The 25,222-nt window shown below is 35.2% G+C and carries 28 protein-coding genes; 7 read left to right on the forward strand and 21 right to left on the reverse strand.

All coding sequences use genetic code 11. The annotated features are described in order from the left end of the window. The 4 genes from AC1RNS_RS19580 to AC1RNS_RS19595 form a co-directional block, all read left to right on the forward strand. On the forward strand, positions 1-193 hold a 193-nt coding region (locus AC1RNS_RS19580), incomplete at its 5' end, for a hypothetical protein (protein ID WP_492995092.1). Between the two features lie 820 nt (positions 194-1,013). Next, positions 1,014-2,018 (forward strand): alpha/beta hydrolase, encoded by a 1,005-nt coding sequence (locus AC1RNS_RS19585; protein WP_492995093.1) that lies wholly within the window; start codon positions 1,014-1,016, stop codon positions 2,016-2,018. Positions 2,019-2,513: 495 nt separating this feature from the next. Continuing rightward, a complete protein-coding gene (locus AC1RNS_RS19590; RefSeq protein ID WP_492995095.1) occupies positions 2,514-2,912 on the forward strand; it encodes a hypothetical protein in 399 nt (132 codons plus the stop codon). Positions 2,913-3,760: 848 nt separating this feature from the next. Continuing rightward, complete coding sequence (locus tag AC1RNS_RS19595) at positions 3,761-4,411, forward strand: FusB/FusC family EF-G-binding protein (protein ID WP_492995096.1); 651 nt, start codon at positions 3,761-3,763, stop codon at positions 4,409-4,411. A 49-nt stretch (positions 4,412-4,460) separates the two neighbouring features. Here the strand turns inward: AC1RNS_RS19595 and AC1RNS_RS19600 are convergent, their stop codons facing one another. Further along, positions 4,461-5,735: an oligosaccharide repeat unit polymerase gene (locus AC1RNS_RS19600; protein WP_492995097.1), complete on the reverse strand. Its 1,275-nt coding sequence runs from the start codon at positions 5,733-5,735 to the stop codon at positions 4,461-4,463. A 185-nt stretch (positions 5,736-5,920) separates the two neighbouring features. Then, positions 5,921-6,529 (reverse strand): YpjP family protein, encoded by a 609-nt coding sequence (locus tag AC1RNS_RS19605; protein ID WP_492995099.1) that lies wholly within the window; start codon positions 6,527-6,529, stop codon positions 5,921-5,923. Positions 6,530-7,520: 991 nt separating this feature from the next. Between AC1RNS_RS19605 and AC1RNS_RS19610 the strand changes: the two genes are divergently transcribed. Both AC1RNS_RS19610 and AC1RNS_RS19615 read left to right on the forward strand, forming a co-directional pair. After that, the gene (locus AC1RNS_RS19610) at positions 7,521-7,691 is read left to right on the forward strand and encodes a hypothetical protein (RefSeq protein ID WP_492995101.1); all 171 of its coding nucleotides are present in this window, start codon (positions 7,521-7,523) and stop codon (positions 7,689-7,691) included. Between the two features lie 410 nt (positions 7,692-8,101). After that, positions 8,102-8,443 carry a hypothetical protein gene (locus tag AC1RNS_RS19615; RefSeq protein WP_492995102.1) on the forward strand — a complete coding sequence of 114 codons (342 nt, stop codon included), beginning with the start codon at positions 8,102-8,104 and terminating at the stop codon, positions 8,441-8,443. A 604-nt stretch (positions 8,444-9,047) separates the two neighbouring features. On the opposite strand, the gene AC1RNS_RS19620 is transcribed toward AC1RNS_RS19615, so the two are convergent. From AC1RNS_RS19620 to AC1RNS_RS19650, 7 genes are all read right to left on the reverse strand, one after another. After that, complete coding sequence (locus AC1RNS_RS19620) at positions 9,048-11,099, reverse strand: HAMP domain-containing sensor histidine kinase (protein WP_492995104.1); 2,052 nt, start codon at positions 11,097-11,099, stop codon at positions 9,048-9,050. After that, positions 11,086-11,772 carry a response regulator transcription factor gene (locus AC1RNS_RS19625; RefSeq protein ID WP_492995105.1) on the reverse strand — a complete coding sequence of 229 codons (687 nt, stop codon included), beginning with the start codon at positions 11,770-11,772 and terminating at the stop codon, positions 11,086-11,088. Before AC1RNS_RS19625 ends, AC1RNS_RS19620 begins: the two co-directional genes overlap by 14 nt. A gap of 847 nt (positions 11,773-12,619) precedes the next feature. Beyond that, a complete protein-coding gene (locus AC1RNS_RS19630; RefSeq protein ID WP_492995106.1) occupies positions 12,620-13,447 on the reverse strand; it encodes a nucleotidyl transferase AbiEii/AbiGii toxin family protein in 828 nt (275 codons plus the stop codon). A gap of 471 nt (positions 13,448-13,918) precedes the next feature. After that, on the reverse strand, positions 13,919-14,680 hold the full coding sequence (locus AC1RNS_RS19635) for an ANT(4')-I family aminoglycoside nucleotidyltransferase (RefSeq protein WP_492995175.1): 762 nt from the start codon (positions 14,678-14,680) through the stop codon (positions 13,919-13,921). 142 nt (positions 14,681-14,822) lie between these two features. Then, on the reverse strand, positions 14,823-15,035 hold the full coding sequence (locus tag AC1RNS_RS19640) for a DUF6366 family protein (protein WP_492995107.1): 213 nt from the start codon (positions 15,033-15,035) through the stop codon (positions 14,823-14,825). 127 nt (positions 15,036-15,162) lie between these two features. Beyond that, on the reverse strand, positions 15,163-15,957 hold the full coding sequence (locus AC1RNS_RS19645; protein ID WP_492995109.1) for a class I SAM-dependent methyltransferase: 795 nt from the start codon (positions 15,955-15,957) through the stop codon (positions 15,163-15,165). Further along, positions 15,945-16,376, reverse strand: coding sequence for a BrxA/BrxB family bacilliredoxin (locus tag AC1RNS_RS19650; protein WP_492995110.1), 432 nt, complete (start codon positions 16,374-16,376; stop codon positions 15,945-15,947). Before AC1RNS_RS19650 ends, AC1RNS_RS19645 begins: the two co-directional genes overlap by 13 nt. A gap of 281 nt (positions 16,377-16,657) precedes the next feature. On the opposite strand from AC1RNS_RS19650, the gene AC1RNS_RS19655 reads away from it, so the two are divergent. Then, a complete protein-coding gene (locus AC1RNS_RS19655) occupies positions 16,658-17,524 on the forward strand; it encodes a hypothetical protein (protein WP_492995112.1) in 867 nt (288 codons plus the stop codon). 757 nt (positions 17,525-18,281) lie between these two features. On the opposite strand, the gene AC1RNS_RS19660 is transcribed toward AC1RNS_RS19655, so the two are convergent. The 12 genes from AC1RNS_RS19660 to AC1RNS_RS19715 all read right to left on the reverse strand — a co-directional run bounded on the left by AC1RNS_RS19660 (position 18,282) and on the right by AC1RNS_RS19715 (position 25,221). Beyond that, positions 18,282-19,022, reverse strand: a complete 741-nt coding sequence (locus tag AC1RNS_RS19660) for an N-acetylmuramoyl-L-alanine amidase (RefSeq protein WP_492995114.1) — start codon at positions 19,020-19,022, stop codon at positions 18,282-18,284. Beyond that, positions 19,022-19,291, reverse strand: a complete 270-nt coding sequence (locus tag AC1RNS_RS19665; RefSeq protein WP_492995115.1) for a phage holin — start codon at positions 19,289-19,291, stop codon at positions 19,022-19,024. Before AC1RNS_RS19665 ends, AC1RNS_RS19660 begins: the two co-directional genes overlap by 1 nt. A gap of 1 nt (position 19,292) precedes the next feature. After that, positions 19,293-19,493 carry a hemolysin XhlA family protein gene (locus AC1RNS_RS19670; protein WP_492995117.1) on the reverse strand — a complete coding sequence of 67 codons (201 nt, stop codon included), beginning with the start codon at positions 19,491-19,493 and terminating at the stop codon, positions 19,293-19,295. Positions 19,494-19,598: 105 nt separating this feature from the next. Beyond that, on the reverse strand, positions 19,599-20,024 hold the full coding sequence (locus AC1RNS_RS19675) for a hypothetical protein (RefSeq protein WP_492995119.1): 426 nt from the start codon (positions 20,022-20,024) through the stop codon (positions 19,599-19,601). Positions 20,025-20,105: 81 nt separating this feature from the next. Continuing rightward, positions 20,106-20,261: an XkdX family protein gene (locus AC1RNS_RS19680; RefSeq protein ID WP_492995120.1), complete on the reverse strand. Its 156-nt coding sequence runs from the start codon at positions 20,259-20,261 to the stop codon at positions 20,106-20,108. Continuing rightward, positions 20,261-20,476, reverse strand: coding sequence for a hypothetical protein (locus tag AC1RNS_RS19685; protein WP_492995122.1), 216 nt, complete (start codon positions 20,474-20,476; stop codon positions 20,261-20,263). The genes AC1RNS_RS19680 and AC1RNS_RS19685 overlap by 1 nt, the downstream gene beginning before the upstream one ends. After that, on the reverse strand, positions 20,476-22,149 hold the full coding sequence (locus AC1RNS_RS19690; protein WP_492995124.1) for a hypothetical protein: 1,674 nt from the start codon (positions 22,147-22,149) through the stop codon (positions 20,476-20,478). The genes AC1RNS_RS19685 and AC1RNS_RS19690 overlap by 1 nt, the downstream gene beginning before the upstream one ends. A gap of 1 nt (position 22,150) precedes the next feature. Then, the gene (locus AC1RNS_RS19695; RefSeq protein WP_492995126.1) at positions 22,151-22,750 is read right to left on the reverse strand and encodes a hypothetical protein; all 600 of its coding nucleotides are present in this window, start codon (positions 22,748-22,750) and stop codon (positions 22,151-22,153) included. After that, the gene (locus tag AC1RNS_RS19700) at positions 22,743-23,051 is read right to left on the reverse strand and encodes a hypothetical protein (RefSeq protein ID WP_054770887.1); all 309 of its coding nucleotides are present in this window, start codon (positions 23,049-23,051) and stop codon (positions 22,743-22,745) included. The genes AC1RNS_RS19695 and AC1RNS_RS19700 overlap by 8 nt, the downstream gene beginning before the upstream one ends. Beyond that, positions 23,048-23,716 (reverse strand): hypothetical protein, encoded by a 669-nt coding sequence (locus AC1RNS_RS19705; protein ID WP_492995127.1) that lies wholly within the window; start codon positions 23,714-23,716, stop codon positions 23,048-23,050. Before AC1RNS_RS19705 ends, AC1RNS_RS19700 begins: the two co-directional genes overlap by 4 nt. Then, entirely contained in the window at positions 23,709-24,887 is a 1,179-nt protein-coding gene (locus AC1RNS_RS19710) for a baseplate J/gp47 family protein (protein WP_492995129.1), read from the reverse strand. The genes AC1RNS_RS19705 and AC1RNS_RS19710 overlap by 8 nt, the downstream gene beginning before the upstream one ends. After that, positions 24,877-25,221, reverse strand: a complete 345-nt coding sequence (locus tag AC1RNS_RS19715) for a contractile injection system sheath initiator (protein ID WP_492995130.1) — start codon at positions 25,219-25,221, stop codon at positions 24,877-24,879. Before AC1RNS_RS19715 ends, AC1RNS_RS19710 begins: the two co-directional genes overlap by 11 nt. Position 25,222: the final 1 nt, after the last annotated feature.

Here is a 25,222-nt window from a genome sequence, read left to right on the forward strand (position 1 = left end):
TCCACCCAGCATCGGCATTCCACCCGGCATCGGCATTCCACCCGGCATCGGCATTCCACCCGGCATCTGCATTCCACCCGGCATCGGCATTCCACCCGGCATCGGCATTCCACCCGGCATCGGCATTCCTCCTGGCATCATTGGAAATCACCTCCATCAGGTTCTTGAACATAAGAATGTTGAGTGTATATAATCCAATTCGAATAATGGCCAAAACTCATTGTATCATTCTCCTTTATTTTTTATTATGTGAATAAAATCAAATTGTTTTTAACCTACAATCAGTTTCATTATATTAGTCATAATATGTAAAGCATGGGCTATAATCTCAAATAGGTAAAACCCTCCAAAATCTATTTAACTAATTTAATTTGATACATGACAATTACATTGTGCAAATCAATTTTTCTACTATCGATCATAACCTCACCATTGTTATCACATGCTTGACCTTTTCATAACTACATTGCTGCTTTGGGTAACATTGCTTCAATATCCCTACTGTGCTGTTTTATTATCCCAATTACAGTTAAACCATTTCACTTTTTTACTTTATTTCCCATACAGTCATATTCATTGATCCAATAAATATTTCTTTACTGTGGGTGGTGCTCTTTTATTCACAGTTCTGTCCCTATGTCTTATATTAGTAGATGTGTTTTAATTAGCCATAAAAGGAGCAAAACCACTTCTAAGCTTTAGCGTGTGTCGACGCTACGTTTTTTTATATACCTCTCTAGGCAACTTCCTATACAAAACCGTGAGCTATGTCATATTTTAATTGTGAAAAGGCATTTAATTTTCACCTACCTTTTTAAGGGTCACTGAAGGACCAGCAGTGACTCTTTTATTTTTTTATTATTACAAAGAATACCCTCCTTTTTGAGCTACATAAAATTACTTTGCTGACGATATAACTCTAATAAACTAGCACCAAAAATGGACAATAAAATATTTGATAATTCTTCTGCAGGGGTATCATTTTCGAACAATTAAAAAGGAGTATAAAAATTATGAGAAAATTTTTAAAAATATTCAAATGGATGGTAATTATATTGACAACAAGCATATTATTGATTATTATTATTAACCATTTTAATCCAGCACCATTTCTAAAGGTTACAGGAAGTTTTTTAGGTGCTGAATACAGTTACGATGAGCGTGTGGAACAAAACGAAGAGGTATTAAGTGATAATACAAAAGTATATAGAAATGTACCCTATGCAAGTAATTTTCCTAATAATTATTTAGATATTTTTGTACCAGAAGGAGATACACCAACTACAAGACCTGTACTTTTTAATATACATGGTGGCGGTTTTGCATGGGGTGATAAAGTTGATGATGAAGAATCTGTTCAGCACTTTGTTGATGAAGGATACATTGTAGTCTCAATGAATTATGCCTTATCCCCTGATTATTTATATCCTGTACCAATTATTCAAGCAACAGAGGCTCTAAGTTATGTTGCTGAGAATGCAGAACAATATGGTATCGATAAAAATAACTTTGTGATTTCTGGTGGTTCGGCTGGTGGACAATTAGCAGGCCAATTAACGATTATTCAAACTAATAATGAATATGCAGAAAAATATGGATTTAAGGTAACAAAGGATATAACAATAAAAGGAGTTATTTTAAATTGTGCTTTAATAGATATAAAACGTGTCGACCATACAGGTTTTGCATTTACAAACTGGCTTTTCAACGGTATGATTAGAGCTTATTTTGATTCAAATGAATTTAAAAGTATCTCCGAGGTAGCTGAAGCAAATGTTATCGAAAATGTAAATGTGGATTTTCCAAGTACTTATTTAACGGAGGGAACATTTGCAACCTTCACTGATCAAGCATTAGATTTCGAAGAAAAGTTATCATCTTTAGGAATAGATGTTACATTATATATTACTCCTGAAGAATCGAATCTAGCACATAGTTATAATGGTGATTTTTCAACAGAGGAAGCACAATACAATATAGCTCAAGAGCTAGACTTTATGAAGAAAGTTACACAATAATAAAATATATTTAGTAGGAACTTCTAGCGTTGTGCAATTATTTATCATTTTGCAGGAGATAATATTGTTTATCCAATGACAAAATTTCATCATGACAAATACATAGACAATTACTTACCTTATAAGATTTCCTTATTAGCCATCCTTCTAAAAAGAGATACTAATAAGGGAATCTAAAATTGTCATGGTTAGATCATGGAAGAAGCCCTTAGTAAAACTAGTTGGATATAGACTCTTTAATTATGCAAGCAAAAGTATTTACTATTTCTATCATTGATTATTATCTTTACTGCGACTTTTTTGCTTTTTTTTGTTTTTCCTCTTCACCATCATCTACTTCAAAATGTTCACTAAATATTCCTTTCCACTCCCACAAATTAAGTTGTCCTCTTTTATTTAAACAAGAATCAACAAGAACATTAAAGTAATAAACTAAAAATAAGTTCATAGAATATTATGAATCATACATTGATACATACTAAAAGGAGAATGGCTATGAGCATTGAATTTATTACACTAGCACCAACATTATTTCATGTGTTTAAAGCGGGAGAGTCGAAACCAAAAAAAGAAAAGCGCATGGTTTATGGACAAGCTACATCAGACGCAAATGGTATAGCTACTTTTTATTTTACAGACAATGCATTAGCTAATGGTAATCCGCTATTATCAACTATTGACTTTGCAGTGTCAAGCGTATATTCTACAAATCCCTCAATAAATTTAAGGCCAAGAGTACAAATGAGAGAGAAGAATATTACTGGAAAATATGTCTCTGCTAATGTTACAAATATTAGTGGTGTAACAGTTTTAGGAATTAGTGTATTAGGTTCAGAAAATCCAGTAAGTGGAGTTATTGTAGATTTTATGATTTTAGGCAGTTTTGATAGTTAAAAGAAAGCAACAAATAGTTTGTTAAGACCCATCATATATCAACTACACTTCCTCCCTTCATGTTATCCGCTTCTTATTCAACGACATAAAATCTTTCTGTCCTATTTGTAGCTGCTAGCATGTGTTGAATGCTTGTACCACAATCAAAAATGTAAATTAACATCACGCGACTTAATATAATAATTGATAAATCCAGCTATCCTTATTTTGAAAAGCATATTTTAATATTGAAAAGAATTAATTCAAATTCCATTGACTATGAGCATAACAAAATTTATATTAATAAACAGTTGCACTTTGATGAGGAAAACAAGGTATTCTCATTTACTTCCTAAAAATAAAAAATCGCACACTTTATGTGTGAATAAAAGTATATACCATTACCATTGACTAGCTACACCAGTTCATTAACGAGAGCTTGGTCAAAATTTGCTAAAATGAATGAGTTGAAATATAAAAATTCACACTGTCTTATCTTCGCTTTTTATACAATGGTTATGGAGTAATTTTCAAGACTATACAAGAGCAATTGAATCATGCTCATGTTTATATATCTATAAGTACTTATGGTCCCTTAACTGATGAAGTTAAAGTCAAAGATTTGAAGATATTTAACAAGTTAATGTAGATTAGTTGCTTCTTTATTGCTCGTTTAATTCAACCTATATAAAACCTTATATATACCAACGTTTTCATTAAAGGAGGTATCAAAATGAAAGCATTCTATTGTAATGCATGCTCTAGACCTTCCCTATTACAGGTCAAAGAGGTCTAAGTAAAATAAATGATTTGAATGATCTCTTTAGGCCATCATTTTTCAAAAGCCTAATACACAGGAGTGATTTCTTATGAATAATCAAACTATACAGCCGTTTTTAACGGTCGCAAACTACCATTTACTTGAACAACAAATGAATAAATTATTGCAAGCACTAGCTACGACAAAAGATAAAAATGTCATCCTTGCCGTACATGGCATTATCGATAGCGACATTAGGTCAAAATTATCGCTTACTGATGCGCAAGCACAATTAATAGAACAGGTCTTTTCTGTGATGGATCGTGCACAGGGGGAAGAGTATTTAGCACAATTAATTCCCTATGTTATTCCCTTTAAAGCCGTCACAGCAAGCACACTGAAAAATCTATTTAAAAAAGAAAAAAAATTAAAGCTACCAAAGCTTGAAGAGATGGATTTTCAGCACATTAGTTATTTAGCCTGGGATGACCCTGGTACACATCGAAAATACATCGTAATCGAGCAAGGTGAACAACTAAAAGCAATCAAAGGCACATTCTCCAACACAACCATTCGAGGTATATGTGCCCTTTGCAATCGGCATTCTGATGTAGGTCTATTGACAACCACTGTCAAAGGAAATATCGTCGGAACGTTCACCAATCATAGTAATTATATTTGCGCAGATAGCCAGGCTTGTAATCAGCATGTAACGGATATAGAAAAGACACAGGCATTTTTTGAGCGCATCACACAATAAATAATGAAACGTAAAAAGACTATCACCAACTGGGATAGTCTTTTTGCCTTTAATAACGGACAGTCTGTTTATCCATTTTAATAACGGAAGATGCAATGATAACAAAGCCTAACATCAAAACTAAGATTAAATCAAGTAATCCTGTATGCATTGAAACTGTGAAAAGCGTAATGATAAATGCATAAGCAACTGAATGGAAACTACGGATACCCTCTTGCTTCACCTTATTATAAACAAGTGAAATTAAGGCACCGTAAAGGAAGAAACCAATCGCCACTAATAAATAGCCGCCATCTAAAAACAATTGACCAATAAAGGTCGGCGTAGTCGTGCGATTTTCACGTGTGATAATTATTCCCTTCTCTACACTAATCGAATTGACAACCTCTGATACCTTCATTCGAGGTGAAATTTGCTTACCAGGTAATACTGTACTAAAAATTCCTTTATGGATTTGACCATGTAAATAGCCTTCCTGTTGTGTATATTCAATAATTGTACTTAACACAATATGACTAGTCACACTTTCCGCATTAATGGCACGTATCCATTGTGGGGTTAAGTTCACCTTTTGTTCGGCCGTTAATAGCTTCTCTTTTGCCTCTTCTTCCAACAACTCAATATCTGGCTGATCTCGATTATTAAATGCTAATGATTGATCCTCCGATATTACTCGTAAAAAACTAAACATGGAGAATGCAAAACCAATAACAAACAACGTTGTTAAAAACCATGTTAGTTTCACTCGTTTCACTACGTAGTGGAAAATGATAATGCCAGTAAACAACATAATAATCAATGGTGTTCGGTAAGCCATTAATAAAAATAAGAACATTACAGCCGCAAAAATAACACCATATATGCATGCCTTTTTCCAGTTCATATGCTTTTCTAATATCATTTTGTACGACAATAGCAATAAAACGCCAAACCATAGTAATTGACTAAAGAAGTTCAGCTTTGGATCTAGATTCCGGCGATTAGATTCATCAGAAATACCAAATCCGCCCTCAAACGTCATTAATATATAAGCACCTAAACCAAGAATAGTAAGAAACACAATAAAATGAATCACATATCTGCTTAAAAATGACAGACCAAATGAAGGAATGGTCCATTGTAGTTTGTCAATAACGTAAACACCTATGTAATAGCAAATCACTGCTAAAATAACGGGTGGCCAAATCGATACAGTTATATTAAATTGTTCAAACTTATGCCAATCAAACATACTTGTGAAAAAATAGAGTACTAAAATAAAGGGTAAAAAGAAATACGGTGAAAATGTATCGATTTTATTTAATTTTCCAAAAAATTGTTTCATGCTTTTCACATCCGAGGATGCATTCCCTCCTAATATCAAACTATATTACTATATATGTAAAACAAAAATAGTATAGCTAACTTAGCACCTTACTATTTTTGTATATAAAAAACATTATTTTAAAATTCATACAGAATAGTCTGAGAAAAAGCCATTCACGACCTAGCGTGAATGGCTTTTCATTGTTATGACAACCATTTTGGAGGAGTATTTTTCTCCCAATAGATATCTCCTAAATTGTAGTGTGCCATGAAGTTATCCTCCGCACTATGATAATGGAAGTTATAATAATAGCCTTCCTGTGGTCTTTTTTCAGTACGCACATGGAAACGAATTAAATCATTACCTGTTTCATTATTAATGACATTAAAGATTTTTTCTCCATAATTTCCACTTGGTCTTTCTGAGATTGTTAAGGATGCTAATGATGTATTATCTAAGCCAGCTACTGTCATCGCAATAGCTTCCTCCATTTTTGGAAAAATAATAGCATCAAATTCATTGCTGATTTTTGGACCAATTTTTGTGCCGAACTTTATGTAGGATTGTTCCTTCGCAGCATCTATAAGTAACGAATTATAGTTTACTGGGTCTTGTTGTATTTCTGTTTGCACTACCTGGGTGTTATCTGGTGCTGCAGCAAGGGCAGTGCCTGTCCCTTGATCTGGACCTATTGAAGCACGATTTGAAGGATTATAATCAAATGCTTCCCATATCTCATGTGTTGGCGTAATTAATCCAAATGTTAAAAACGCAACCATAATGACAATACTCTTTTTAACCCACTTCTTCATTAATTAACACCTTCTCTCTTTTATGTACAAATTGGTAATTCTGCTACTAATATATACGTACAAGCTAATAAAAGGTTTCATATTTCTAAAATTCATTGTACAATATTTATGTATAAAGAGAAACTTCATGCACTGGTGGAAATTTCAATCACCTATGAATGTTAGTTAAAGCAATGTTGCACTTACTTGAAGGAAAGTATGTGCAGATAAATGTGTCGTTTTTTTAAAGGAGGTACAAGCATGGAAATCGCAATGGGTATTGGTCTTTTATTAATGTTAGGTTACTTATCATCTTTATGCTTCACTGACTAATTTAGTCATAATGCAAATTGAAAACAATTCGTATGTATAATGCCGTGTTATCAAGCTTTTGCTATTATTTCTGAATTTTATTTAATGCAATGATGTAAAAAAAATGCTTTAAATTGGAGCTGGTTGAGGCACTTCTTTGGGGCAACTCTAGGGCTAATTGGAGCAAAAAATATACGGCGTGTGTATAGGAATGTGTGAGTGAGAAAGATTGGGGCAAACCGCTTCAATCTTTTTTATTTGTTAAATATAAAAATCACTTTCTTACAAAAAAGCTTTTATTTGAGATCCTAATCATATGAATAAATTTTGTTCCAACAAATATGATTAGGCTCACTAATTAACATTAAATACTTTTACACATAATTAAGATAATACATATTTTTAAACAACAAAATTTTTCCAATTCATCTACTTACTTTTCAAATTCTGGTCTTTTGAACTTACTCTTGCATATCCAATTATCATACACTAATGGCATCTCTATATGTATCATTTATTATACATCTTAAATTGAACAATTTGAAAATGCATGATGACTGACTTTAAGCCTACTTAATAATGAACATTTTCTGAAGTGACAATAAAGTTCATTAAAAAATAAAATTAGTTACTTTGTTTAAAAGTATTAAACATGGAATTATTTGTACGATAATTATCATGTGCTAAAATAAGTGGTTTATTGGGGCTAAATAGTGCTGAAGCTTCAGAAGTAGAGAAAGATATGATTGAAGTAGCTCCATTAATTGAAAATCTAAAAACAAAACATCCTGATTGGACTATTACATTAGAAACTTCCGATGAGGCTGCTAAAGTTAACGAAGAATTAATAAATAGTCCACACCACCATTAACAGCTCTCTATATTGATCAAATAGCATCACAAGTTAGAACAATCAATGAACAAACTGAGGATACTGGCTTGGAGCAAACTTCTCATGCAGTTTCAGGCACTGTTGCCGTAGGAGCAATGGAAGATGGATATGGAAATGACAATCAATGGTTCGATGCTTGAGCGTATTACTTATCAAAATCGAGATTATAAAATTAATGTTGATTCCTAAGATTTTAATAATGACAGAATATTTGAATGGGTTTTATCATAAAGTAACTTTTAATTCAGACTTAAATATCTCAAGTGGAACTTCTGCATGATATAAGTTTAATTCTACTTCACAAAGTTACCCTTGGAACACCATTGAAAGAACTATAAATATTCCACATTTATAATTTAGAAATCCATTGAAGAGAGGTGTATTTAAAAATGGTTTCTATGGAAGATATGGGTATAAGGTTAATTATCCTTCAAGGAGCTTACGGATATAAAGGTTTTACTGAACAAATTGGCGAGAATACGTATAAAACTGATGTGAAAGCTTTTCAAGAAGCAATAGAAAATACCAAAGAACCTATTGATGCTAGTAAAGTTTCAAAGTTATCATCCGATCAAATTAAAGTGTTACAAGGTGCTCCAAGTGGTAGTTGGTTGATTCCTTTACTGAATAGAATGGGACAATTAGGGATGATGGATTTACGTGAGGGACTAGTCAACCCTAAATTATTCCAATATACTTCGACAATGAATGCTTATAAAAGATCTATTTAAGCTAAGTGAAAATAAAAGGCATTAACGCGAAGGATTTATCCCTTCTTGTTAATGCTTTTTTCAGCACTGTTACTATAATTAACATTGATTAAAAGTATACTGCTAACATCAGGTCTATATTATAGTAGAAGCTCACCATATCAATCATGCCAGGAACATCAGTTGAGTGTCTTTTTTCTCTTAATTACTTTCTGGAAATGGTTCATCCACACAACTACTTCAATTATCCCCGAAATAAAAACTTATGAGATAAGTCTTCCACAAAATTAAGGTCATTTCATCTGCAAAAACCAACTATTTCACAGCCCGAAATAGATTGAAACGCCATCAAAAAAAGCAGAACTTGAACATTCTCTTGATGCTACTTACGATACTCTCTATTTCTCTGATCTTTAAGGTGGACCCAGTACAGATACATGTATTCCTTCATGATAAATAGCCCTTTCTGAATAATATCTTCTGAAAAGGCACTTACTGAAATTGCTCAGTTACAAAAATGTGCGTTTCTTTATACGTGATAGCGTAACTGTTGCTCCTCCTGCAATAGCTATGCCTATACACTGAAAAAGAATAGGACACTCAAATATCCTATTCCTTTGCTGCATTATTCATTTGAAAATTTCGGGAGATAAATCATCGCCTTAAATAAATCGCCGTCTACTTGAACTAAGAACTTTCCGTGCTGGATGTGAATAAGGCTTTCAGCAATTGACAACCCTAATCCGCTGCCTTGACTTGATCTAGATTCATCTCCTCGTTTAAAGCGTTCCATTAGCTCATCGACAGAAATATTTAATTCATATGCTGAAATATTTTTAAATGTCACGAGTATTTCATTCCCTAAATCTTCAACCCCAATATATACCCTTGATGCAGGCTGTGCATATTTAAAAATATTCGAGAATAAGTTTTCGACAGAACGCCATAGGAGCTTACCATCAGCCTTCACATACACCTTTTCTGTTGGGTAGGCTAACTTAAAATCTAATGACGACGCTTCAATTTTTTCTCCCATTTCACCTATTCCTTGTGTTAGTAATGATACGATGTCAATCCGTTCTAACCGGACAGGCATACTTCCGCTTGACGCTTTAGCTGCTTCAAATAAATCATCCGTTAAGAGCTTAAGTCTTTTCGATTTTTGGTCTAACACGTCTATATATTCAGCAATTAATTCAGGGTCGTTTTCTATTTTTAATAAATCTACATACGTAATGATTGACGTTAAAGGCGTTCTGATATCATGCGAAACATTCGTAATGAGCTCTGTTTTTAAACGTTCGCTCTTGATTTCACTATCCACCGACTTTTTTAACCCATCGGTAATACTATTAATATTCTCCGCAAGTCTGCTAAACTCCCCTTTTCCGTCTACTTCAATTCGATGATGAAGATCTCCATTCTTAATTTGCTCTACGCCCTCTTTAATGCGGTTAAACGACTTCACCTTTTTCATCGCAAACCAGGCAGCTAGACCTATGGTAATGGGAGACACAAAAAACGTCGCAGCAATAACTATTGGATAGCCAATGACAAGCAGCACGATTTTCACAGCCATACTGCCATTATCAAATACATGTTTCACCGAAAGAAAAACCTTTCTGAGAATTTGATATATGAGTGTATGCTGAAATAATGATCTATTTTTGATATGCTTTACGAGCGATAAAAGCATCAGTAAAGCAATGATAAAAATAGGTATCGTGAGAAGCATGTACATATCATGTAATACTTCAATAATCATTGCTATCCACATCGCTATTAAACTCGCGACTATCACAATATTGAGATCATTATATAGTTTGTCAATGACATAAAAATGAATTTCTTTATCATTAAATGATGTTCTTCCAATAACCATGATTAAATAAACAAAAGCTATAATAAAGCCTATTAGATATATAATGAATTCATTGAGGTGATTTTGGGCAATTCCTTTGTCTTTTTCCCATTCTGACATTTTTTGTTGTAAGAAAGATTCTTTAAACGCAACATAAATGACGTCTGTTTGTGGATTCAACTTTTCAACTTCATGTGTAAAGTAATCCAAATATTGACTTTCCTTCACTTCATTTGGATAAAGCTTTTGTTGATAATTCTCAAATAGCATATATGCACCAAATGATTCAAATTGCTCTTTCTTATTTAGTTCACTATTGGAGAATACATGTTTACCGTCACTCGCATAAAACTCGATTCCTTTATATGCTTCTAATGTGCTGAGTAACCGATAAAATTCCCTTACCTGTTCTTTCATTCTTTCGTCTTTTTTACGATTTATGTCATCTGCATATGTTTCTTGATATATGCGCCTATTTTCCATTTCATTCAAACTAGGATTATATCTGTATGAATTGCGGAATTCATAATATAGATTTTCTTCAATTTCTCTAATATCTTCTTGTGTTAGTGTCTTACCGCTTAAAATATGTTCTTCACTTTTGTATTTTCCGATTAATAGTGCTAAGGAGGCAATAAGGCTGTAATTTTCATCAGCGAATGCTCGGCTTTCAAAATAATTATTTTGATTGATACTACTAAGATGAATCCCATTTAATTCCATGTTGATAATTGCCCTCGATGTACCAGTTAAACAAACAATGGCAATCAGAAACACAATCACTTTCGTAATAAGTGCATGACTAATATTTCTCAACTTTATACCCAACCCCCCATACAACTTTTAAATATTTCGGCTCCTTTGGATTAATTTCTATTTTTTCTCGAATCTTTCGAATATGAACAGAAACCGTATTTTCTGGATTAATGGCCCTTTCATTCCATACCTTTTCATAAATCTCTTCCATTGTGAACACTCTCCCAGCATTTGCTGTGAGAAGCTTTAAAATTTTATACTGTACTGGTGTCAAATGAACCTCTTGTTTATCAACAGTGATGACTTTCTGTTCATCATCAATTATCAGTCCGCCCGTTTGCAATACATCACTACTTACCCCAAGACTCCCAAATGTCGTATACCTTCTTAGCTGTGATTTCACTCTAGCCACAAGTTCTAATGGATTAAACGGCTTGGCCATATAATCATCTGCTCCGATATTTAATCCGAGTATTTTATCATAATCCTCTGACTTAGCAGAAAGCATTATTAACGGAATCATATGATCTTGACGAATCTTCATCGTCGCCGTAATACCATCCATTTTTGGCATCATAATATCCATAATAATTAGATGAATAACGTGATCCCGAATAAGATCGATTGCCTCAATACCATTGTAAGCTTTGTATACTTGATATCCCTCATTTTCTAAGTAAATGCTAATCGCCCTTACAATTTCTTTATCATCATCACAAATCAAAATGTTCAACTACTTTCACTCCTCCATCTCTTTAGGCTCATGTGATCACCTTATAGGATTCGTCTAAGGATATAATACTAATTAAATCTTAACAAACTTATACACCAATTCTTAAGATTTTCTTATTGTTTTCCAGTTTTCCAATGTGGAGTAATAATGCCAAATAGAGGATTTGTGTTTTTCCTGATTCAATAACACAAGTTCAATATTAAAATTCTAGATAATATTGCAATTAGCCTACACTAACGGCTCTTGCTTAATTGGTTAAGAGAAGAGACAGTTCAGAGCAAATGCTAGTGAAGGTGGAAGCCATGGCTCTTATCGTCAGCAAGTGCAGAATTTGAAGCGTTGTTTAAGTGACAAGAATAAGCAAGAGGAACATGTAAAGCGAAATTTTGTTTTTTCGGAAGGGTTAATACTCCCAAAAGCAAAATCATTCCTTCGAACAAATTTTTAATAATCAAAAAAAGAAGCTCTATAACGTTGAGCTGCAATTCACAAAATGGAATACTATTTTAAAGGCTGGCATATTTGACAAGGATGGTGAACCAAAAATTACTGTTCATAGTTTACGTCATACTCATGCTACGATTTTATTGAATAGCGGGTAAAACGTAAGAGCTATTGCGAGATATTGGAAATACCCGCCAATGATTTATGAAATTTACTGACATTTAATGAGAGAGTTAGGATAATAAGCAAAGGGAGTTTTCAGTAGGAGCTTAGAAATTGATAATGGGGCTATTTAATCTAAAAAGTCGTGTAAACAATGCTCCTATCATTTGTTTAATGTTAAAAGAACTACTTCAATCTATCTCTTACAAAAAAGTCCGTGAAATCACGGACTTTTCTATCTTCATTGCCATTTTAGTTGTGTACAATCCCAATATTTTAAAAATTCTTCTTCATGCAAAATCTCATCATATATGGGGCTAAGGAACTCTTGTACTTCTCTTGTTACTATTTCCGTTTTGGCCTGCCTCATAAAAAATGGGTGTTCCTTTTCTATAGTGTGACGCTGTTGATCTAATAAAGAAACAATACATTCTTGTAAGACCCGCCCTTCTATTGTTTGTGTCTTGATCAATGCAAAAATTATTTGAATGGCATTCACTGTTGTATCTAAGGTCGGTGTTTTATATATTTCTGCAAATTTAGATGCAATAACATGCTCAGGAGCTTCTATTATCAGTACAGGAGAAGCCGATTGGAACAATGTTGGATAAGCCATTGTTTTAGATGCCACAGGTGTATTCTTCATAAAGTTAACCTGTAATGTTATGTATGTTTTCAAATGCGCCAGGTTCGTAGGTATTTTAATATAAAGCCATTCATTTTCTAAAGAGATAGTCAATTCGTCCCCTAAAAATTCAATACCATCCTCTTGCCCCTCCATTGAACAAATCTCCTTGTATGCTTGCTTTATAATATCTATATGATAAGCAACTGGTTTGGCTGCAAGTGTAGCATTTTTTGGGGGCTTTACAACACCTTCTGTTACAGCGAACAATAAAGAATCTCCTGCAAGCCAAAATTGATCGTGATAGGAAGAAATGGATAATCGATAAAAAAGCCTTTCTTGACAATAAAGTGCTATAAGTGTGTCAAAGCTTTCCTCTCGATCCTTTGCCACCTTTGTTAATTGCTCAATAATATTCACTGATATCGTGTTTACATCTCTCATTGTCATCCTCACCTTTATCAAAATTTTACTAAAATTCTAATTACAATTATGACGTAAAGTAGAAATGGAGTAAACGGTAATATATACCAATAAGCATCAAAAAACCTTTCGTTCATCTGAGCGAAAGGTTACTGAATTAGACAAGGGGCAGCCTCGCAATTGCGAAGCCACCCCTTTAGTATTTAATAGGTAACATTTTCGTAAATTGTAAAAGTCTCAACCCAATCATCTGGGGAATATTATCTTGAAACACGATTGTTTCATCACCGCGGTAAAATTCCACTGTGTGCCTTCTAACTTAAGCAACGCAAACCCAACCTTCTTTTGCGTCCTTGCAGCCCCAAAGCATGCGCCAGTGTGAATAAGTATCTACAAAAACAAAAAGCAGAATGCCAGATTACGGAAATATGCCACCTAAAATAGCACGTTAATAATTATAGCACATTATTTTCAAAGAGTAAAGCACTAAAATTACCAGGGTATTTCCTGTGAAACATTTATCATATATCCATGTCGTGTAGACCATGATACTAGTGAATCCCAAAAACCTTCGCAAACTAACATAATTTGCTGTGGATTCGAAAGATTGCCAGTCATCACCAACTCACATAAACTTGCAAATTCTTTTGGCTTATCAGTATATGTTAGGGCTTCTGATAGAACTTGGGCAGAGGTTGTATAACATCGTTGGTGGTGTAGGCCGACAATCATGGCACCCCCCAATGCCAGTTTCATCGCTAAAATAGGTAAAAATGAATCGGGACCCTGAACTTGAATATTCCTAATTTTTCCCATGTACTCATACATTTCTTCCACTAATGTCTGGCAAATCACTTCTTTAAAAACAGATGAATCTATGGAATTCATTTTTACTTTAAGGTCATTGAAAAATGAATCAGGGTCATAGAGGGGAAGAATATCAAGAAATTGTCCATGTGTTAGTGGCCATTCTTCATCAACACTTATTGCTTCTTCTAATATCGATTCAACATCATTAAAATTCACTTCAGCTTTCCAATCTCCTGCTGTCCACTCATAGGAAAAACTCTCTGTTAAAGAATTGAGTACACATTTTATTTCAATATCAGAATATGGTCCATCTGTTTTTCTTGCCAAAGAACCATACAAACCTATTGCTTTTACCTTTGCACCATATTTCATTAAAAGTTGATTAACAATCGTCATTACAATATTCATCTTATCTTCTCTAGTCATTTTACTTGGACCCATTATCAATGTCTCTCCTTTTAAATTTGTTATAGGATGGCGTTGATAGATAGACCAAGGTGGGCCTCGGGCTTAACGGGGAATCTTCTCTGGTGTCATTGTCAATTTCTCCTTTCACATCTCCATTGTTAAAAATAGGGGAAATATTTTACGTATAGAAGTAACTATAAATGATATAGCCAATAAACAGCACAAAAATTAAAAAAATCATACCTTTCCAACCCATGCCACCTGATACATCCACTAAATTTCCATTTTCTGCTCGATTTAATCCTTCATTCAAAGTCCCTAAAGGATTATTTTTCAATTCATTTTGCCTTAAACGTTCTCTTTTTTCTTGTGGTGTTTCTTTCGAATCCATATAAATCACCTCCGTATTTATTTTTAGCAGTCAAGGATTTCTCTTATTCTTTATATATTATCATATTTTGAATTTTAGGATAATAAAGGAAGAGCTTTAGCAAATACTGCTAAATGCTCCTCCTTTATTAGTTAGAGGTATCTATCACACCATAATGAAACTTCGCTGTCAATCGCTCATAGCGCTGAAATTGATATTTGGCAAACCATTCTGAACGAAAGTGGGCTTTTAACACAACCCGCTTTTTCGCCACACGTTGTGCTTCACGCACCCATTCATCTGATAATGAAGGATGCTCTCCTGCTCGTCGAAGCGCCTCAAAATTAGTAGCCTCACCAATAATCTCCTCAAACATTGGGTCCATATAGACAACATCAAAAGATTTATCTGGCAAATTTTTTAAATAACGAGTAGCTTCTGCTTGAATCACTTCAATACGGTGCATACATTCCGTTAATGGTAGCTCTGAAGTATCATAGGTTTGCATCCCCTGCTTGACAATAAACGCCACATTTGGATTTGCTTCAAGCCCTACGACAAGCCCTTCTTCACCAACTGTATATGCGGCAAGCATAGCATCTGCGGCAAGTCCAAGCGTACAATCAAGCAATGAGTCTCCTATTTCTAGCTGCGCCGCTTCTAAAAATGGCTCTGCTTCTCCACGAGCTACACGCTTTAAGCGAAATGCCGCTGAATTGGGATGAAAGAAAAACGGTTCATTTGCCCCAAAAGCATAGTATTCAAAGCGATTTTTTCCAGCAACTATTACATGTACATGAAGTTCCTCCGAGATTTTACGAATAGAACGTTTTTTTCGTGGCTCAAAGGAAGCCCCTAATTCATTACATGCAAAAGCAGCGAGCGCCATCGATACATCGTCTGGTCTGCCCGCTGTCGTAACAATAGTCTTTATTTCTCGCATGTTTGCTCTAAAACACCTGTTAAATGAGTAACGATTTGCTCTACTGGGAATCCTTCAATTTGCTCACGTGGAATAAAGTATGCCAGTTCCCCATCCTTTAAAATTGCCATTGATGGTGAGCTCGGTGGTACATCCTCAAAAAAACTACGCATCGCTGCAGTCGCTTCCGGATCCTGCCCCGCAAAAACCGTTATCAGATGATCTGGCATCACCGCCGCCACAGCCTCACGAGCTGCCGGACGTGCCAGCCCCGCCGCACAACCACAAACCGAGTTAATCACCACCAACGAAGTCCCCTTCGTCTCTGCCATAAATTCATTCACCGCATCAGCGGTCGTCAGCTCCGTAAAGCCAGCCCCCACCAGCTCTTCACGCATCGGTTTCACAACCTGCTTCATATATTCATCGTAAGCGTTCATGCTTTTACCCTCTTTCATATGTATTCGCAAAGGTTATTATAGCAAGGTTTTTCTACAATGTATAATGTTTCGATTTCACCGATATTCACTTGCATTCAGAATTTTGGTTGCTTTTTTGTTGCTTTGGTTGCTTTTTATCTTTAATAAATAACATTAAATAATTGAAGCCTCTATAGATGTTGAACAGACATCTTATTAGCATGGAATAAATAGTATTAACGAAAAATGGTAATTTTGGTATAGTTAAAAAAGATTAATCATACATAAAAGGAGAATTTGAAATGGGAGCATTGTTAGCACTTTTAGGAATACTAGGTTTTTTTATAGGTCTTGTTTTATTAGTACTCGGATTTATTAAAAAGAAGAAAACGAAAGGCGGTCCTGTTCTAGGTATATCCATTATTGTATTTGTTATTGGATTTATTATGGTTCCAACTGACAGCTCAGAATCAGCCAATGATTCTAAAGATAGTGCAAAAGTTGAAACATCCACTAAACCTAAAGAAGAAAAGCTGGAAAAAGAGAATAATGAAAGCAAACTTGATTATGCCATTGAAGAAGAACGAGTTGATGGAAGTATTTGGTATGTCACTTTAGTGACACCTTTAACAGAAGAAAAGGGCTTGCGTAAATTAGTGGAATCTACTAGTGACTTAGCTAAAAATAAAAAAGAAAAAATTGATTCCATTTTTGTTAGAGTGAATATAAAAGATAGTTTAGCAAAGTCTTATGCTGCAGATGGTAAAGTTGCTTTATCAAATAAGGGCAGAGCACAAACAGGATTAGATAAAATTGGTGTATATGAATTTGATTACAAAGTCAAAGAAGAACATTTAACAACTAAAGCCGATCTACAACAATCAACAGCATCTTACTCTGCTGAGGATATTCTAAAAGCATTTCAAAGTACTGGTTTGAGTACTCCAGAACCTAGAGATAACAGCCATAATTGTGTTAGTTTAGAATGTACTACGGTAATAACAACAGAAGCTGTTAGTATTTATGAGTGGCCAAGTGAAGAAAAGGCTAAAGAAGTTCAAGGGAAATCTTTTGGAACTTACCAAGCTGGGACAATCATTATACGTATGAATGACAAATCACTAGATGCTCAACCTTATATTTCAGCAGTTGATTCCATAGTTAAATGAAAAAATGACCAGCTTAGCTAAAAAAATAGCTTTGCTGGTCTTTATCTTTTCTATTTATTTCGTCTTTGCTGAATAGTAATATATAACCCAATCAATCGATCAGTGGTCATTGTGCCATTCTGTAAATCCTTTAAATGGAATTCCTGAATAATGCCTGTTCAATAAACAATTTAGTCACTCAAATGAGTGGCTTTTTTAATAACTAATGCCTGGTCATTTATTTATATGACTTAAAAGCAATTCTTCAACTTGAGTTTTAAGTTAGCATACTTATTATCTATAAACAGGTACATATTTTATTTCCCAATTGAGATTTCTTCCGTTTTATTATTTAATAAAAATCCTTCTTATAATTACTGCACAAACAAAGCATTGTAAATAATTGATACTTCTTTAATGATAAACATTAAATATTTATTGACTTTAATTATTGACACTGTTATATTTTGGTTATTAGGTAGGGATTGGAAGGAAGAATTGATGCAATCTATTTCGAAGTATGAAATAAATTCTTATACCTAATCATTAATTCGTTCAGGGTTATTTAAAAAATAACAACGGGGGTGTATATTATGAATACTTTAATAATTTCTTCAATTATTGTATTGGGAATTTTATTAGCAGGAGTGGGTTTTTTTATAACACATAAATTTTATAAGAAAATTTAATATAATAGTTAATATTTTAGTTGAAGTGAGAGAATACTAAACCATAAAAAGCCCAGGCTCAAAATTAATTGAGTACCTGGGCTTTGATATTATGCAGCTACAACATTTGCAACTTGTGCAAGTTTCGCTGTTTTTATTTTATTTACTCCATCTCGTGCCGCATTCATTCCAGTAAATGTACCTGTTTTAACACGCCATTTTGTGCCGTCTTTTTCAATGTAAGCCACCCAACCAAACCGATGTTTTAATACATCCAGTACGTTTTCAGCGGCTTGAATTGTACTGTATGTGCCTGTCATAACTCGGTATTTATTATTGTCAGTTTCTGGCTTTAGTTGCTGAGTAGTGCCAGCGTTCTTAACCATTTTCAAGAAGATATTCCAAGCGACATTGCCTGCGCGAATTTCACGAGGACAGTTTTTGCCACTGTAATAATTATGTTGCACAACATCGTTAATTGATAGTCCCTCGTCTTTTAAGATTTTTGCAACTAACCTAGCAGTATTTTCTAATGTTTTGTTGTAGTTACCATCAGCATTCACACACATTTCAACATGGATGCCTTCCGAATTACCTTTAGCTGTTCCAGCAGCCCAACATTGCCAAGTATGTTCAAAAGATTGTACTGCCTCTTTATCATCTACTTGCCAATGCCATGAAGCAGAACGACTATTGCCATTTGCTTGTAAGCGGGCATGTGCATCCGCATCTGCCCCTGTACGGTAATTATCTGTGCCGTGAACAACTACTTTTCTTTTGGTATTACCTTTTCCATTTGTGACCTTTGCTGCTTGAGCATCAGATACTAGCTTTTTACGTATTACTACCATTATTTATTCCCCTCCAAATCATCACGTGGTTTGTTATATCCAAGTGCTTGGTCACTGTCTGCAGTACCAGTTGTCGTTGGATCAATAACCACACCAATCAGCACTAAAAAAGCGAGCACAGTGTTAAATAACTCTGTTACTCGCTCATTATAAATTGTTGTGTCGTAGCCACATAAAGCACCAATTTGTTGCACCAATAATAGTATTAATGCAAATGCTGCCACTAAAAAGGGCTTATGTTTCAAGCGTACTTTCCAGTTAATTTTCATGTCACATCAATCCTCCATTTAGAATAAAAGTTAATATAGCACCTATAAGCCCACCAACAACTAATCGTAATATCCATGTTGTATTGTCTTTGATGCCCCCGATGTCCTCTCGAATTTCTTTGATGTTTGATTCAGCTACAGCTAAACGAGTTTTAACATCTGTCATGTCGTGTTCTAACTTACCAATTCGTCGTTCTTCCATTGACTCACCCACTTTACCAATATTAAAGCCTCCTAAATTTCCGGAAGGCAAACTCCCAAACGCTTGGGAATATAAAAAGCACCCTCAACTGAGAGTGCTAGTTGTTTATTTGTCTACAGCGTTTAAAAACATACTGGGGATATATCTCCTAATTTCTCGATTTAAAAACAAGTCAAGCTCTTTTTCTTCTCCATATGACAAAATATCATTTTTTAAGAAGAAGAAAAATTCCACTCCTCTACTATTGAGATAAAGGTCATTATCCTCATGATAACCATAAATACGATTTTCATGACCAAATAAAGGGAATTGACTTAACTGGGATATTTTACCTTTGAATGACGGGTCAGAAACTGGTTCTTTTTTTATCGTTTCTAGAAACTTGATATACGCACTTTGAAAGTCATCTCTAAACACAAAGCCTTTTGGCTTTGCTAAGAAATGAGCTAATGCAAAATATAATCCCCCTTTAGTTTCTTCACTATAACGTTCCCACTCACTTTTATGATTTTTGATATCAATTTTCACCATATACATCTTCCTCTCTTTCGCATAACTATTATTCTACAAAAAAGGAAGCATTTCCTTCTAAAATTAACAATAAAAATAACGCTAGTCTTTTGACTGCGCCTCAAATTCTTCATTTGTAATTTCTTTGTACTGCTCAGGCGTAATTTCTCCAAATGGATTCGCCTCCGTTTTCACTGATATACGTAATTGAGCAGCTGTTACCCATCTCGAGATAAAAGCAATTTGCCAAAAATTCATCACTCTCCACCGCCTTTCATTGTGATAACATCAAGCTTTAATTGAGTTAGTTGTGTACCAAGATTGTTAATAAGTATGTCCTTTTGAATATTTTTCACTTTCTCTTGGGCTAACTGCTCTCCTAATGACTTAACCTGTTCATCCGTTGTGGGAATGGTGCCTACTTTTTCAAGTTCACCAAATGTACCATCTGGCAACCTTTTTCTTCTCAACATTATTCAAGCACCCCCATAATTAAATAGATTTTATTGTTAATATTTACGTTAGGTCTAGTAGTAGTTAGTTTGAGAATGATATTATCCCTTGATTCCTGAGTTTCATAGTAAAACTCATCTTCCACAACACCTTCATAAACTGGCACTGTATGCGTAGCTGTGAGTGGTACATAGGATTCTTGCTCGCCTCTGAGTGTCATAGATAAATCAACGGTTAAATCAAGTGCCTCATCACGCTGAATCCACAATAAAACGCCCTTCGCGGAACCTTTAGGAGGAGAAATTTTGTACCTCGCTACAGATTGCAAAATAGGCGTTTTCACTTCGTTTTTATTAAATTTTATAGTTTTAGAAACCTTAAAATCGTAACTGTCTATTAGCTCAATAACAATGGTATTTTGCCCCACTACTAACTGCGCCAAAGTAATATCAAAAGTCCATTTACCTTCTACAATTTCCAACTCTACGCTATTACCTCCGTTTAATCGATAAGCAGCTGTAACAGTATTTTTGTCTGGGTCGCTCGCTGTACCTGTTATTGAAAACTTGTCTGTATTAATGATGCCTGACGGTTGCATAGCATCCACTGTTAAGATTGGTGGACGGTTTGGTACCACGTAAAAAGTGCGCTCTGTGATAGGAGATTGCCCACCATCGCTATCCTGCGCCCATATTTTTAGAATATGTGGTACGCCATCGGTAAGGTTGCCTGTAATAGCTGTTTCGCCATCATACAATTTTCCACCCTTAAATTTCAATTGTTTGTTAAACGGAATAGCTGCATTACTTAGTCCTATGCCTAAAACAATCCTTTGCTCCAAATTCACTTGGGCGTAAATTGTAACTGATTGATTGGCATTTGTATCAGCTGCAGAGCCAGCAAGATTGAATACATCATTTTCATACAGGGTCATATTTGCATTTGGTGAGGTCACAGATACTGTTGGCACTGTATTAGTTACATTTAATGCAAAACCTTGCGAAGTGGTAAATTCACCATCGTTTGCATCCACGGTGATCCATACGCTGCCAATCTCTTTACCAGTAAGAGTTAATGTGCTACCTGAGACTGTTGCTGTCGCTACGCTTGGATTACCTGAAGATACAGTATAGGTCAATGCATCTCCTTGTGGATCACTAAAATAATTGGCTAGATTAATTGTGATAGGTATATCTTTTTTAGTAGATTGTATTGGTATTTGTGTATAATTAGGTGCTGTGTTTACTTTTGCTCCCCTTACATACCAATATCCATCGCTATTCCTTGCATTATTTATATATGCTTTCTCATCGGCAGTAATTGTTGTTAAATACTCACCTTGACTATACGTAGATGAAACTATTACGGGACTTGTAGAGAATGTTTCCCAAAAAGAATATGTTGTATACTGTGAGTCTCGTTCCATCATGTTATAGCGAGTTATAGCATTTCCTGTTAAAGCACTACCTGCCACAAAGTAAAAAAATGTGCCTAATGGTACATTTGAATAATTATATACCTGTCCAGTTAGGGTAAATTCTTTAGTGTCTGGGTTCCAAATGAAATCAGTGTAGAATTTATTACTTATATTCCACCCAGATGTATGCATACTTTGTGTACCCCTTAGTTGCCACCTATAATCATACGTATGGTGTGCAATTGCCTTAAATCGGTTCCAATAATAAATTGCCATCCTAAACCACCTCCACTAACTCAACATGATAAGTTTGCCAATCCCCAATACCCATTTCAGCATTGAGTGTGTCGATGGCTACATTACTACGAGCTACCTTTGCACCTTTTTTATAATTATGCTGCAGTGCCTGTACAGTAATTGTATTTGTTCCGATAGCTGTGATAATGACATCTTCCATGTGCAGATCATCAAAAATTGTTACTTGTGTAAAAGCTGTAAATCCTTCTACGCTTGCAACTTTTAAAACCGTGGTGCCGATATTTACAGGCTCGATAATATCAGTCAATGTCTTATCAAGTACGATTTTATTGGTACTACCATCTAACACGTCTGCAAAGGTTCCACTGTTACCTGGTACGCGGCCATCAAGTTCCAACTGCACACGCATACGCTCCATCTGTCGATATATTTCATTTATAAAGCGATAGGCATTATAGATTCCCCACTCAAAATTATTCCCAAACTCTGACATGAAAGGTGTACCATCTTCAATGACTTCTCCGGTTACTGGATCCGTTACATCATCATGCCATTGTGTACGATCATACGGATTCGTTTTAAAATTTAATGGTATTTCCCCATTCATGAGCTTACGCATTTACTTTCACTTCCTTCGCTTCGAGCTGTAGAGGGAATGCAATCACATACCCTTGGACTCCTTTTTGATAGTTCATGGTTTTTACATACAATTCGCGGCCATGGCTATCAACTAATGCTGCACGAGTCACCAAGCCTTGCTCCATGGACAATTTTACATACTTTCTTAATCCATATTTTGTGCTTGTATGATAGATTTCTTTATCATGGACAACACCATCAATGGTTACTTTTGCACCTGCTACCATGTCACTTAAGTATTGTTGTACTAGCTCAAGCATCAATGGCTGTATCTCATTCATTGCTTTGTACCCCCTGCCCTAAATCGACCACAAATACGACTATTTGTTTTAAAGCCGTAAATGCCATCGATAACATTGATAATTTCTTTTCCTAATGCTCCATGCGTTGGTGCTGTTTTAAAGCGACTGCAAATTTTATAATTTATCTGCCATGCATATGTGCCGGCGTATAATAAAATAAATTCGTTAAGTTCATTCAAAAAGATGTAGATTCCTACACCTGCAGTCTTAATACGTTTAATTAAGGTATCCGGAATAGTTTTAGCTGAAGCACGAATATTGAGTAATAGTGTAGCTGGCTCAAACTCTCTCCACCCTTCCTCAAAGCCAATGAAATCATTGCCCATATAGGCGTCCATAATCTGATTCATGGTGTCTATATCACCCTCGGAAAGATTGAGAATACATTGAATTTTTATCATTTTGCGATATTCATAATCATCCCAACCACCGCGAGAAATTCCCTCATCTTTGCCTAGTCGATCTAATCCGTACCCTTCTGATTGGTCCACATCCCAATACTTTAAAATGGTTTGTTGTATTGCTAAATTCTCCACACCATTTTCAGCAATAATTTTTAGGAGCTTATAGTTATTACTTTCTTCATTTTTTGCATATTGACGAGGCATACGGTCTAATAAAGTTTGTAATCGTTGATTAGACAAGGTACAGCACCTCGATTTTAGACTCGTCCGTTTCTGCAACTTCGGGAAATGCAATGGTTACATTGTGCGACTCATAAGTGATTCCATCTTTCGAAAATTCCACCCGAACATCCTCAATACCATTGACTGATAAGACCCTAGCCTCTGCCTTTGCACAAACGACATCTTTACTCATACCTACACCTGGATAAAGCGTATCATTGTATGTGCCACCAATATACTTGACTACTTGACCAATGACTGAATTGTCACCATTTAATGGATATTGATTGCTCTTTTTGATATATACCTTTACAAAAAGACTGACTGTTGTTGCTCTAGTAAAACCAATTTCATGTAAGATGCCACGACTATCTTTAAATGTATAAACAGTTTGTCCATACGCTTGTATGCCGCCACCTTTTTTTCTAAAGATAGCCATCGCAACATCTTCATCTAAACCACCTAACACAACCGTTTCGACCGAGTGAGGGGGGCGTCCTTCTTCATCCACAACATTTGTGTCATTTTCAATTGCAATAGCTGCTCGTACGCCTTCCACTTCATCAAGTACATTTGCTTCTATGGATTCCACTCGCCTTGCCCCTACTTTACCGAGAGAATCATAATAACGGTCCTGCAATTCTGCATCTGTTTCCTCATCTTGACCATTAAAAAAAGCATCTGGATTCGTTACCGAATTGATGCCGCTTTGTGGGTTCACAATTATACTTATATCTCCTGGTTCTACATTGCCTATTGCGCCATATTCAAGGGCTTCAACATCTACTCGATAGTTTCCATCTTCCACCGCATCTATAGCCTCTAAAGCTTTAAAATACACGTTGTATTTCGTCCGAAACAAATCACCTATATAGATCTTTGTACCTTTATCTAAAGTGACAACGACCTCGCCAGTGGCTTTAATCCACCGTTTGCGAGTAAGTAAGGCACGGTTGACATTAGCCTCTAGCGTTGCTCCTTCCGAAGTATCGACAAAGCGAGCATTGTAGACCATCTCAAGTTGCTCATTATCTTCCGCCCTTTGTTGGGCCTGCAAATGAATCATTTTACCAACAGGTGTACGATCTGATAAATCGGCATCCTCGCCATATAAATCCCTTGCTTGCTCCTCAATTATTGGCAAATAATCAGCCGTACGTTGCCGCTTAAATCCCGATTTAGTTAACAATAGCCTCCCCTCCTATCTCATGCCCCTCTACTGTTCTTGCTCTGAAATTAATTGTAAGATGGCGTTTAATACGGTTGAAATCATACTCCACACTAAGAACCTCGGCTACACGTGGCTCTTGATACAAGCAATCATGCATAGCTTGAACTGTTTGCTTTTTATTAGGTATCTTTTGCTCAATGACTGCTCTACGAAAGCCATGATTATCATTGAACATCCATTCACCAACCGTTGTGCGCAACAGTTGCTTTAAATTTTGTATGAGCTGCTCATCACCATGTACTAGTTCATTAAATATCCAATCGCCGTCATCGTTATACTTAAAAGTATGCATT

This window comes from Lysinibacillus sp. GW821-FHT14F06 (assembly GCF_058803665.1).